The organism is Sediminivirga luteola (assembly GCF_014639315.1).
Taxonomy (GTDB): Bacteria; Actinomycetota; Actinomycetes; order Actinomycetales; family Brevibacteriaceae; genus Sediminivirga; species Sediminivirga luteola.
The window spans coordinates 65,188-76,943 of the sequence record NZ_BMFY01000007.1 but is presented as its reverse complement, the minus strand read 5'-3'; the positions used below and the strand labels follow the sequence as shown (position 1 = coordinate 76,943).

The 11,756-nt window shown below is 67.6% G+C and carries 9 protein-coding genes; 3 read left to right on the top strand and 6 right to left on the bottom strand.

Annotated elements, in window-relative coordinates; genetic code table 11:
- Positions 1-143 precede the first annotated feature (143 nt).
- The 3 genes from IEW13_RS09195 (at position 144) to IEW13_RS09185 (ending at position 1,674) form a co-directional block, all read left to right on the top strand.
- The gene (locus IEW13_RS09195; RefSeq protein WP_188550641.1) at positions 144-512 is read left to right on the top strand and encodes a helix-turn-helix domain-containing protein; all 369 of its coding nucleotides are present in this window, start codon (positions 144-146) and stop codon (positions 510-512) included.
- 3 nt (positions 513-515) lie between these two features.
- Complete coding sequence (locus tag IEW13_RS09190; RefSeq protein WP_188550640.1) at positions 516-1,088, top strand: ImmA/IrrE family metallo-endopeptidase; 573 nt, start codon at positions 516-518, stop codon at positions 1,086-1,088.
- Between the two features lie 193 nt (positions 1,089-1,281).
- Positions 1,282-1,674: a hypothetical protein gene (locus tag IEW13_RS09185; protein ID WP_188550639.1), complete on the top strand. Its 393-nt coding sequence runs from the start codon at positions 1,282-1,284 to the stop codon at positions 1,672-1,674.
- Positions 1,675-1,686: 12 nt separating this feature from the next.
- On the opposite strand, the gene IEW13_RS09175 is transcribed toward IEW13_RS09185, so the two are convergent.
- The 6 genes from IEW13_RS09175 to IEW13_RS09150 all read right to left on the bottom strand — a co-directional run bounded on the left by IEW13_RS09175 (position 1,687) and on the right by IEW13_RS09150 (position 11,723).
- Complete coding sequence (locus tag IEW13_RS09175; protein WP_229745050.1) at positions 1,687-3,846, bottom strand: recombinase family protein; 2,160 nt, start codon at positions 3,844-3,846, stop codon at positions 1,687-1,689.
- Between the two features lie 152 nt (positions 3,847-3,998).
- A complete protein-coding gene (locus IEW13_RS09170; RefSeq protein ID WP_188550638.1) occupies positions 3,999-4,199 on the bottom strand; it encodes a hypothetical protein in 201 nt (66 codons plus the stop codon).
- 11 nt (positions 4,200-4,210) lie between these two features.
- Positions 4,211-4,846: a hypothetical protein gene (locus IEW13_RS09165; protein WP_229745049.1), complete on the bottom strand. Its 636-nt coding sequence runs from the start codon at positions 4,844-4,846 to the stop codon at positions 4,211-4,213.
- Positions 4,847-4,861: 15 nt separating this feature from the next.
- Entirely contained in the window at positions 4,862-5,335 is a 474-nt protein-coding gene (locus tag IEW13_RS09160) for a single-stranded DNA-binding protein (protein ID WP_188550637.1), read from the bottom strand.
- Between the two features lie 205 nt (positions 5,336-5,540).
- On the bottom strand, positions 5,541-6,578 hold the full coding sequence (locus IEW13_RS09155) for a DUF4238 domain-containing protein (RefSeq protein ID WP_188550636.1): 1,038 nt from the start codon (positions 6,576-6,578) through the stop codon (positions 5,541-5,543).
- A gap of 117 nt (positions 6,579-6,695) precedes the next feature.
- A complete protein-coding gene (locus IEW13_RS09150) occupies positions 6,696-11,723 on the bottom strand; it encodes a helicase-like domain-containing protein (protein ID WP_229745048.1) in 5,028 nt (1,675 codons plus the stop codon).
- Between the last annotated feature and the right edge of the window lie 33 nt (positions 11,724-11,756).

The following is an 11,756-nucleotide window of genomic DNA, read 5'->3' as shown; positions in this document are numbered from 1 at the left end:
AACCGACCCGTGACCGCGCTGCGCCCTCGCTTGCCTGCCATGCTCCTCACCTCCTCGGTGTTCTAGACTCGATGCTGCGTTTCAATTCTAACACACTCCGTGTCGGAGGCGACGGACTGTCGCAGATGTGACACACTGGGGGTATGGCCAAAACCACGATCAACACGGCCGCGCTGTACTCCGCCCTAGACGCCGCGCGTCAAGAGCGCCAACTCTCCTGGCGAGCACTGGCCGGTGAGATCGGCGTGAGCCCCTCCTTGCTCTCCCGGCTCGGCAACGGCCTCAAGCCAGACACCGATGGCTTCGCCACGATCATCGCCTGGCTCCGACTCCCGGCCGAGGACTTCTTCGAGCACGAGGGAGAACGTGACGCCGACGACACTCGCGAACCCGACCTCATGGCCCAGCTCGCACCGCTCCTGCGCGCCCGGAAGGACCTCAGCGAAACCGACGTCAAGTACCTGCAGCAGGTGATCGGCGCGACCATCGAACGTGCACGGGCCCAGGGATGACTCGTGCGTCGAGGATTCAAGACCGAGGCGAAGCGCCTCGCGTTGGAGCTACGAACCGAAATCGGCCTCGACGCGCACGCGCCGTTCGACCCCTATGCCTTCGCGTCTGAGTACGGCATCCCCGTCGTCCAGCTCAGCGACCTCGATGGTGTGGCGCGCGACCACTTCCTACGAGCGGACGGGAGCGCACTATCCGGGGCGCTGATCCCGAACGGCAGCGGGGTGGTCATCCTGGAGAACGATGCTCAGCCCTTGACTCGTCGGCGCACCACCATGTGCCACGAACTCGCCCACGTCGTCCTGGAGCACCAGTTCGGCGTTTCGCTTTCCGACGAGAGGAAGTGTGGGCTGGGCGGCGACCAAGAAGCCGAAGCCGACTGGCTCTCGGGGGAGATGCTGATCCCCAACGACGGAGCCTTCCGGCTCGCCCGAGCGAACGCCACCGACGAGGAGGCCGCGGATGCCTACCACGTCAGCCTCGCTGTCGCCCGCTGGAGGATGAACCACAGCGGCGCCCGCAAGGTCATGGAACGCGCTCGCGCCAAGTGGTCTAAGGCGCCCAGCTCCTACCGATAGTTGCGACCCAGCAGCGGGCGATCGGCCTGGGCTCGGTGCGAGTTCGCCCGTCCCTTCCTTCACGTCCGGCCCGAGGCGTAGACTTGGCCTCGAGGCGGATTTCTCCTCTGTAATGCGCCGCTCGCGGCAGACCCTCGGGTCACTCTTCAACGCACCGCCTCGTCATATTAACTGTGCGATGGAGAGGAAGACCATGATCCGTCTGATCTGGACCGTCAGCGTCCACACCCGCTACTTCCTGCGGCGCTACATGCCCACCAACATCCTGCTGGATGCGATCCGAACTCACCGACGCGGCTTGAAGTGGGGTATCCCCGCGATGCTGCTCGCAGTCCCGTACATCCTGATCGCGAACGTCTGTGTCCAACTCATCGAGGACGGCGCACCCGGATGGCTCCACCTCGCAGTGCTGTGGGCGATCTGGAACATGCTCAAGATGCTCTGGATCGGGCCGGTCAGCGCTGTGCTCCTAATCCGCGCCCGTGTCCGCGAGTCCGTCACCGCCCGTCGCGAGCGCGCCAGCTCGCCCAGCGAAGCAGACGACGCAAAAGAGCGGGCCGTGGTGGACGCGATAGGTATCCGGTGAGGTGTGAAGAACTCAGGCGCCGACCCGGCGACGACCGCCGACACGGATGGTCCCGCCGCACGCGAGCACCGCCGAGCGCACGGCCTCATGGCTTACTCCGAGTCGCGCGGCGACCTGAGCGAGCGTCATCCCACCCGCATAGAGCTGAGCGGCGTCCACTCGGATCGCGTCGGGCAACTCCGGGCGACGCGCCGCCAAGCCCGCCTCCCGAGCTATCTCCCGCACGGTGCCGCGGTGCACGTTGAATCGTGTCGCCAGCTCGCGCACGGGCACACCAGCGGCGTAACCGGCGACCAGCTCGGCTCGATTGGAGACGCTCAAACGGGTTTGAGACTGACGCGAATTCTCACGCACCGGACCGCGCCCATCGGCGATCTGAGCACGCTGAGTGTGCGGCCGACGACCCGGCGATCTCCGTAGGACGCGGGAAATCAGCGATCCGAGCGGCTTCCGGGGGTTTGAGAAGCTGCTACGGAGGTCCACGTAAGTCGAGAAATTCGAAACCTGCCCCGTCTGATGACGGGGCAGTTTCGCGTCCGGGCTGGGTTCGGTGGTCCCACCGCTGCGAGCGTGGGCGAGGACGGTGGCTGCGGGCTCGGTGGGGAAGAACGTGATGTTCTCGTCTTCGTCGACGACGATGCGCTTGAAGAGGGCGCGGTTGAGCATCCGGCGTTCAGTGGGTTCGCATCGGGCGTAGAGATCGCCAAGGTCGGTGAGGACGCCGAGGAGCTGATCGAGCCCGTCGTGTGCGTCGCGGTAGGTGGTCGCGAGGCCGTCGAGACGGTTCGTGATCGCGTCCAGGCTGGTGCGGATGCGGTCCTGTTCGGCCTTGAGCAGGTCGAGGGGGATGGCGTCGGCGTAGTGGGCCTGGACGAGCTTGAGGCGTTCGGCGTCGAGCTTGTCGCGCTGGGTCTGGAGGAGCTTGCGTTCGTCGTCGCTGGAGGCTTCGAGCTGGGCGAACACATGGTGCAGCACCGAGGCGATCTGTTCGGCTTCGGCGGTGGTGAGGCCGTTGGTGCCGTAGTCCCGGTCGATCCGGTCCTCGACTCGCGGTGCGAGGACGGCGGAGCGGGTGCAGCCGGTCTTCTTCCGGCGGCCGGAGCAGGTGAAGTACTCGTATCGTTCGCCGTTCTTGTCGCGGGGGCGTTCGATCATGAGCTTGGCGCCGCAGGAGCAGTAGAGGTTGCCTTTGAGGTAGTGGTCGTACTTCTGCGGGCGTTCTCCGACGGCGTTCTTCGCATCGAGCTGGGTCTGCACGCGCAGCCAGGTCTCCGAATCCACCAGTGGGGTGTGGGCGCCGTCGTAGGTGATGCCGCGGAAGGTGACGGTGCCCTGGTAGTAGGGGTTGGTCAGGATCTTGTGCAACGCGGTGGTCGTCACGGGCCGGGCGGGCTGGGACGGTGTGGGGCGGGTGGTCAGGCCGCGGGTCTTCAACTCCCGCGCCAGCGATGAGAGGGAGTGCTCGCCGCCTGCGTAGGCGGTGAACGCGAACCGGATCAGCTCGGCACGCTCGGGGTCGACCTGCACGTCGCGGACTTCTCGGCCCTTGGCGTCGGTGGTGCGGACGTTGAGGTAGCCGAGTGGGGCCTTGGTGGGGGTGCCGCCGAGGGTGGCCTTCTGGACCATGCCCTTGGTGACCTCTTGGGCGAGGTTGAGGGAGTAGAACTCGGCCATCGAGGCCAGGATGCCGTGCATCAGCATCCCGGAAGGGGTCTCGTCGATGTTCTCGGTGACCGAGACCAGGGTGATGTTGGCACCGCGCAGGGTGGCGTGGATGATTGCGTCGTCGAGCCGGTTGCGGGCGAGGCGGTCGACCTTGTTGATGATGCAGTACTGCACCGCATTCGCAGCCAGGTAGTCGAGCATCTCCTGCAACGCGCGACGCCTGGCGGTCTTGGCGGACTCGCCGGGTTCGATGAACTCCTTGACGATGACCGCGCCGAGCTGCTCGGCCTTCCTGGCGGCGGCATCACGCTGGGCGGGGATGGACAGGCCCTCTTCGAGGCCGTTGCGGGTGGCCTGGTCCTTGGTCGAGACCCGCAGGTAGGACACTGCCGGCACCAGACCGTCGGCCGGCGGCTCCTCGCTGTGGTCGGCGCGACGAGTCGTGCCGGCGGCCAGGGCGCGCAAGGCGCGTAGGTCCAGGCCGGTGGTGTGGTCGGTGAGCGTCATCGGTGTGACCGCCTTTCAGAGGCCCGACAAGGGTCGGGCGGCTGGGGCGCCGGGGTGGCGGTCACGTCAGATATGCGAAAAGAACACCCCATCAGTGGGGCTTACGGTCGGGTGCCAGTGGGCGCCGTGATCGTGGTTCGTACCCCGCCAGTCTACCGCCGCGGTTCGAGCAGACCGCGGAGGTGCTCACCGGCCCGTCCGGTGGCGGTGCCATCCCCGGCCGCGCGCAGAGCAAGACGGATGAGGACCTCGGCGACCTTCTCGGCATCAATCTCCTCGCGTCTGACGAACCGGACCCGCACCGGCCGGTCCGCGCCGGCCCGGTCGGTCTTGCGGTCATAGGAACGCACCATCGCCCGTGCACCTACTCGGCCTCGGAGCCGGAGCGCCCGGTCTGCTCACCGAAACCGTCTCCGTCGGTGGCGTGGGCGATCAGGGAGGCGTAGTACGCCTCTTCGGCGTCGCGACGGCGGGCGAGGTCGACGTTGACGAACGCCACGAAGTCCGCATCCCGGTCGGCGATCACGGTCTCCTCGACCGGCTCGGGAGCGTCCTGGCCGGGCCAGACGGCTTGACGGGTCGGCCGGTCACGGTCCACCCGCGTTCCGGACGCGGCGACCCAGTCGCGCAGCCGGAGCCTCGCTTCGGCGAAGTCGTGATGCCACCCCAGCCCCGCGGACCCGTCTTGCTCGGGGTCGTAGCTACACAGCCAATGAACGTGCAGCGCCGACAGCTCCCACACCAACTCTGGGTGGCGGTACCAGAACGGCGGCACCACACTGGCGGGCAGACCGTAGGCGTGGCGCAGCCAGTCCACCCAGGCGTTCAGCTCCCGCCACTCGATCGCGGCCTGCTTGGCGGTCAGCAGGTTCCAGTTCACCGGGTGCGGCGGCTCGTCCAGCACCCGCGCACCACCAGCCGGACCGCTTTCAGAAGGAGGCGGGGTGTCAGGTTCGGGCTCGTCCAGGTCCGGCGGCTTCGGTGGTGTGTGCTCATTCATCGTCGGGTCTCGGGGTCAGAGGCCGAGCGCGGGCTGCCGGCTCGCGCTGGCATTGCTCGCGGCGGAAGGGGCCGTGGCGTTGCGGGCGGGGCCGTCGCGTTCGGCAGCCCGCTCGACGGTGGGCTCCTCGCGGCGGGTGCGCGCGACCTCGTAGGTGGTGCGGGCCGTGTCGTGGCCGATCTTCTTGGCTACGAACTCCTCACCCTCGATCTGCTGGCCGTCGCGGGTGTAGGAGTACTCGTGGGCGTACCCCTCGGCGACGAAGCTGTCGCCCTTGGCGAACCGCTCATAGGCGCGCTCGGCGCTGGCGCGGTAGATCACTAGGTTGTGGAAGTCCGGCTCCAGCTTGGTGAACGACCCGTCGGTCTCTCGCCGGTAGTTCTCCTGCCCGACCCGCGCATAGAACCGCGCTTCGCCCTTCTCGGTGTAAGTCAGCTGCGGATCGGTTGCGATGAACCCCGTCAGAGACTGCTGCGTGCGAATAGCCATCGGTCTGCTCCTGTCCTCGTCGGCGACAGACCGCAGTGGGCGCGACTGTCTCTCGACTGGTAGGTGCACCCGCGTGACCGCCACACGCCTGCCCAGTTGCGTCGGGACAGAGGCGACCACGGAAGGAACTCTCGGGCGACGAGGTCGTACCCGACATGGCGATACATGTGCGGGTGCATGTCGGTCGACGTGGCCGCACTCCGAATCATTTCCTGGAGGTGGAGTCTCCGTCATCCAGTTCGGGCAGGCGGCGGTGGTACCAGAGCTCGCGACGCGTACTTCCTTCATGCGTGGAACTCACGAGTTGATCTCCCCACTTCGTGCGGGGTGCCAGTTGGAGGCGGTCGAGGGGACGGTCATCGGGGTGGTGGATGATCCAGCGGTGCGCTTGACCTCCGACCTGACCGTTGATGAGGCGTATCAGGTCATCTCTCCCGGCGGCAGTGTCGATCGTCGGAAGGCCGAGGGCCCGCTGGTCGAGGTCTCGGTCACGTAGTTGCAGGATCAACCGCGGGCTCAGAGGGAACCACACGACGTTGGCCGTCGCATATCCAACCGGCCCATCGCCCGGCGACCACCAACAGACTGGCTCATCAGAGGTCAGGACCGGGGCCTCGTCGCTGCGGATCAGGGTCCAGTGCATCCCGTCTGCCAGGCGTTCCCCAAGTCCGCTCAGGGCGAGTTTGAGGCTCTCCTGAACCATCACCGCTTCGGGCGCAACCAATCTGGGACCCTTCGGGCCTAACAGTTCAACTCGGAACGCGCTCACTTCCTCGTCGGTGATCGGCCGATCGCTCTCACGAAGCCAGGCACGGATCTGCTCGTCGGTGACGGTCTGCCCCAGGTGGAGCCGCATCTGATGGGTGGCAGCCGCGTTGAAGTCCTCGCGCCACCGATGCCCGCGAACGGTCTGGAGCGCGATGTGGTTGATCAGGTGGTACCAGTCCTCCTTGGTGAAGTCCGAGAGGCCGGTCCGGATCAACTTGTAAATGGCGGGCGCTGCCGCGCGCTCGAACTGACTCAAGTGGTGCTCGACCACCTCGGGGTCGTGACCGATTCGGTCCTGCTCGCGGGCGAGCACGTCGGTCTCGATCCGGTAGAAGCCAACTTCCGAGCATGCCTTGCGGACCGCGTTTCTGATCGCTCGGTCTGGTCGGGCTCGATCGACCAGGGCGAGCTGCTGGTTGCCGTTGGCAAAGTTCCGCAGGTAGAACTGCGGGACGAGGTGGTGGCGAGCGCTCACATCCCCAATGATCTCCCGCCGAACGAGCAGGTTGGGCAGCGTGCCGCTTGCTCGACTTCGGGAGCACTTCGCGCCGACAGATCGAACACAAGACGGACCTCAGCGCAGGAGTCCGATTCAGAACGCCGGACCGCGGTGCCGCATCGTGACCGCTGAGCTGTCTGCCCCGGCCGCTCGTGCGATCGCGGTGCGGCTCCGGTCGGCACGGACGCCGAGGGCTGGTCGGTGGGCCTTGACCTCCTCGACGGTCAGCGCGTCAGCCGGCGAGGACGACGGTCCGGCTTCGGGTGCTGGTTGGGGTTCTAAGGGTTGGTCGGTCTCTTCTTGCATCGCGGCCAGTTGTGTCTCGACGCGGGCGAGGTCTTCCTCGCTGTGAGCCAGCGCGGTGGCGTGCCGGAAGGGTTGTCCGATGCGCTGGTCGGCATCGGCGGCTGCTTGCTCGGCTTCGGCGAGGTCGTCGCGGGCGTGGTCGAGCAGGGCAGGGATGCCGGAGGCGCGGTTCTCGATGCGCTGGATCAGACCGACGCCGCCGTCGAGGAACGCCTCGCGGGTGACGATGAACCCGCTGCGCGGTACCCCGGCCAGCGCGACATTCACGACCAGGTCGCCACCGAGCGCGGGCCGGGTGGACACGGTGATGTCGAAGCCGCTGATAGATCCGATGGTGCCGTAGTCACGGGACTGGTAGCGCGGCGCCCACTTCAGGTCCGAGCTGTGTGACCACTCGGCCAGCGCGTGGGCGGCATCGGCCCGCGAGGTGTAGCTCTTCTCGGCGAGGTCGATGCGGAACCCGTCGCCCGAGGTATCGCGCACTCTCGGGAGCGCAGCTTGTAGGGCGGTGATGTCGGCTTCGGTGCGGCGAGCATCGTCAGTAGCGCGGTCGCGGGTGTGGACGAGCATGGACTGGTTGCGGTGGTAGGCCCGTTCCAGGCGGCGCAGCCGGGTGACCTCGTTCTGGATGGTGGAGTGCTCCAGTAGCAGCGGGTTGCCAGAGCTGATGGCCTTAGCCTCGGCGGCAGACAACGCTGTGGAGTCGATCTCCTCGATCTCGCGGGTGTCGAGCCGGCCGCGCATGAGCTGGGCGATGAAGGTGGCTTTGCGTTCGACGCCTTGCCACATGTAGGAGTCGAAGGATCGTTCGGTGACGAACCGGACGATCGCGACCTCGGGGTTCTGATTGCCTTGCCGCAGGATGCGGCCCTCGCGTTGGGCGATATCGGACGGTCGCCAGGGGCAGTCCAGGTGATAGAGCGCGACGGCTCGGTTCTGGACGTTGGTGCCGACGCCCATCTTCTCGGTTGAGCCGATGAGGACTGCGATGTGGCCGTTGCGGGCGGCGGCGAACAGTCGGGCCTTGTCGGTGTCGGTTTTCGCCTCGTGCATGTACCGGATCGCCTCGCCGGGCATCCCGCGCAAGACGAGCTGGGCGTGGAGTTCGTCGTAGGCGTTCCACCGGTCGACGTTGGGGGTGCCGATGTCGGAGAACACCAGCTGCAACCCACCGCGGATGGGTGAGGGCTGTCCGGTGAGGGTGTCGAGGTACTCGTGGTCGCGTGTCTGCTCCCAGACCCGGTGGATCGCGTCGGCGGCGACGTCGACCTTCGTCGGCCCTGATGGGGTGTTGGGGACGATCATGCGGACATCGAGGGCGGCCTTGCGGCCATCGGTGGAGATGACGAGCATGTTGTCCTCATCCGGAGACACGCTCTTGTTGGCAACCTTCTCGGCCCGGGCGCCGAGCTGCTCAATGAACTGCTCCAGCTCCACGGTCGGCTGCACGGCGACGGTGGCCGGGGCGCGTTTGCCGTCGCCACGTGGGGCAAGGTCGGGGGTGGGCAGGTCGAGGTCGTCGGCGGTCTTTACGTCGGCGAAGATCGACCACATCTTCAACATCTCGGGCACGTTGGAGAACTTCGCGAACCGGGTCTTCATCCGGAAGGTGTTACTCCCGGCCGGTGCCATCTCCATGCTCGTGACGGTCTGTCCGAACGTCGCCGCCCAGGCATCGAATGCCCCGATCCCGGCGGCCTCCAACAGGTCGGGGCGCAGGTAGCGCTGCATCACGTACGCCTCGGTCACCGAGTTGGAGATCGGGGTCGCGGTGGCGCCGGTGACGATGCGTTCGCGGCCTTGGGACCGCAGGTAGTCCAGTTTCATGTGCAGGTCCGAGGCGCGGGCGGAGCCCTCGATGGAGGCGTCGCGGATGTTGGACTCGGTGGCGAGGTTCTTGTACATGTGCATCTCGTCGACGATCACGTAGTCGATCCCGGTGTCCTCGAAGCACACCCCGGCGTCCCGGCCGGTGTCGACGCGTGCCTTGACCTTGTTCTCCAGCTGGAGCAGCTTGCGTTGGACGCGCTTGACGCTCATCCGGTCCTCACCCTGGGCGTCGTCGAGGACCTGCTTGACCTGATCGACCTGCCCCTGGATGTACGCGGTCTGGGTCTCGGCCCGCAGCGGGATCTTCGCGAACGCCCCCTGGGTGAGGATCACCGCGTCCCACTCGTTGGCCGACGCGCGGGCGACGAACAGCCGACGCTTCTCGGCGCTCAGGTCTTGGCTGGAGGCGGCAAGAACCCGCGCCCGCGGGTAGATCTGGAGCCATTCGCGGCCGAACTGCTCCAGCATGTGGTTCGGGACCACGACCACGGGCTTGTCGATCAGGCCCATCCGGCGCATCTCCATCGCGCCCATGATCATCTCCGCGGTCTTGCCCGCCCCGACCTCGTGGAACAGGCCCGCGGAAGGTTCGGCGATCATCCGTGCGACCGCGGCCCGCTGGTGCGGGCGGGGCGTGAACGTCGCCGCCAGACCGGGAAGGGACAGGTACTCGCCAGCGCCGGTGTAGTCGCGCAGCACGATGGAGTTGAACCGCCGGTTGTACTCGGTCACCAGGCCTGCCGCGCGTTCGGGGTCTTCCCACACCCACTCGGCGAACCGCTCGACCAACGCGTCGGCCTTCTCCTGTGCCGCGGTGGTCTCCAGCGGGTTGAGGACCTGGCGTTTGCGGCCGCCTGAGTCTTCGACCTCGTCGTAGACCAGCAGGGTGCGTTGTTCCATCACGGCCTGCGCGATGTCCGGTGCCGGGCGGCGTTCGGTGCCCCACTCGCTGGTCGCGAGCAGCCCTTGGCGTCCGCCGCGGACCTCCCACATCCCCGGCAGCGGGTTCTCCACCCGCACCTCGCTCGTGCGCAGCAACTCGTTCAGGAACTGTTCGTGGACCTCCGCGCTGATCCACACCGCCCCGAGCCGGGCGGTGATGTCCTCGACCCCGAGCGCCTCGGGCAGCACCCCGGCCAGCGCCTCCACATTCGTCCCGAACGCGGGCTCGTCGGCGGCGCGGGCTTTGGCAGCATCCAGTTTGGTGCGGACGTCCCCGGACAGATAGGCCGGGGCGTGGATGAGGTCGTCGGTGCCGGGGTCGGTGAACACCAGCCCCTCCAAAGCCTGGCGGGCTTCGGGCTCGCCCATACCGAGCATGTCGGCGATCAGAGCCAGGTCGATCCCGCCCGTCTTGTCCAGGCTGACCGCGATCGCATCGGCCGGGGTCTCCACTCCCTGGACTTCGGCGCGCGGTGCGACCACCCGGCGGGTCATGATCGCCGCAGGGGTGGCGCTCTGGTTGGTGTCGTCGAACTGTTCCAGGGCCATCACCAGCGCCCCGAAGGGGTCGCCTCGCAGGAGCCGGATCGGGGTGGGCACGATCCGCGCGTAGGTGTCCTCCCCGGCCTCATTGGTGCGGCCGGTGCGTCGCAGCGTGTACCGGTTCAAGGGTCCGTAGGTGCCGAGGTACTTCTGATACCCGCGGCGTAGCTCCTCGCGGGCGGTGGCGATGTCGTCGGTGTCGTCGACGCTCGCGGCTTCCAGTGTCAACAGCCGGATCGCGGTATCGCGCAGCCCGACCAGTGCGCGCAGCTCGCTCGCCGCGGACTTGGGCACCGGTAGCGGCTCGACGGTCCCGGCGGCCACGGTGCCGAACCCGCCACCTTCGGTGGTGGTGATGCTGCCGTCCCACAGCTCCGGAGGCGAGGGCACGAACGCCGCCCGCCGCGACTCTTGCACCGCGGAACGGGCGGTCATCGACAGCCCGCCACGGCGGGCGGTGAAGGTCACCTGGTCGATCGCATCGGCCAGGGCGGCGTCGAGCCGGTCGAGGTCGCCGGTGACGAGGAGGCTGTCGCCTCCGTACATGCCCTGCCCAATGCTGATATCGCCCAGGACGTGCTCCGGGTGGTGATCGAAGTAGGCGTTGACCTTGATCCGCTGCCCGTCGATGGTGATCGGAGTGACCCTCTCCCACAGGTCATCGGCCGGGGGCTGGCCGTCTTCGCGGCGGCGCAGGATCAGCAGGTCGGTGATGACCTCGGTGCCCGCAGCCCGCCGGTGCGCACCAGAGGGGAGGCGGATCGCGCCGACCAGATCGGCCAGAGCGTTCATCTCCCGGCGGGCGCCGGGGTTCTGGGCATCCATCGTGTAGTGCGAAGTCAGTACCGCCACCAGCCCGCCCGGCCTGACCAGGTGCAGGGACTTGAGGATGAAGTGGTTGTGCATCGACTGACCCGTCGGGTTGTGCACCGGATCATGCAGCCTGACATTGGCGAAGGGCACGTTGCCGATCGCCGCGTCGAAGTGGCCCTCGGGCAGGCGGGTGTCAGCGAACGACTCGGCACGGATCGTGGCGTGGGGGTAGAGGCCGTGGCTGATCGCCGCGGTGATCGGGTCCAACTCCACCCCGGTCACCTGGGCCTGTTCGGGCGCCAGTCCGATGAACGTGCCCGCCCCCGAGCCCGGCTCCAGCACCTGCCCGCTGTCCAACCCCAGCGCGCCGAGCGCGCGCCACATCTGCCGTGCGATCGCCGGGTCGGTGTAGTGCGCGTTGATCGTCGTCCGCGCGGCAGCATCCCACTCGCTGTCGCTCAACAACTCACGCAGCTCGGTACGCTCGCCCGCCCACTCCGACTTGGCGTTGTCGAAGACCTCCGGGATCGCACCCCAGGAGGACCACCGGGCCAGCACGTGCTGCTCCTCGGCCGTCGCCGTCCTGTCTTCCTTGGTGAGTGCGCGGGCGAGGCGGATCGCGGCGACGTTCGCTTCGAACCGTGCTTTCGCACCCGAGGGGGCCAGGTCGTCCTGGGAGGACGGCACGAACCGCTGCGCACCCGCCGCAGGCCCGCCGAC

Bases quoted from the DNA above. Each gene is read 5' to 3' on its own strand.
- IEW13_RS09195 (WP_188550641.1), top strand. From the start codon at position 144: ATGGCCAAAACCACGATCAACACGGCCGCGCTGTACTCCGCCCTAGAC.
- IEW13_RS09165 (WP_229745049.1), bottom strand. From the start codon at position 4,846: ATGAATGAGCACACACCACCGAAGCCGCCGGACCTGGACGAGCCCGAA.
- IEW13_RS09160 (WP_188550637.1), bottom strand. From the start codon at position 5,335: ATGGCTATTCGCACGCAGCAGTCTCTGACGGGGTTCATCGCAACCGAT.
- IEW13_RS09170 (WP_188550638.1), bottom strand. From the start codon at position 4,199: ATGGTGCGTTCCTATGACCGCAAGACCGACCGGGCCGGCGCGGACCGG.
- IEW13_RS09185 (WP_188550639.1), top strand. From the start codon at position 1,282: ATGATCCGTCTGATCTGGACCGTCAGCGTCCACACCCGCTACTTCCTG.
- IEW13_RS09175 (WP_229745050.1), bottom strand. From the start codon at position 3,846: ATGACGCTCACCGACCACACCACCGGCCTGGACCTACGCGCCTTGCGC.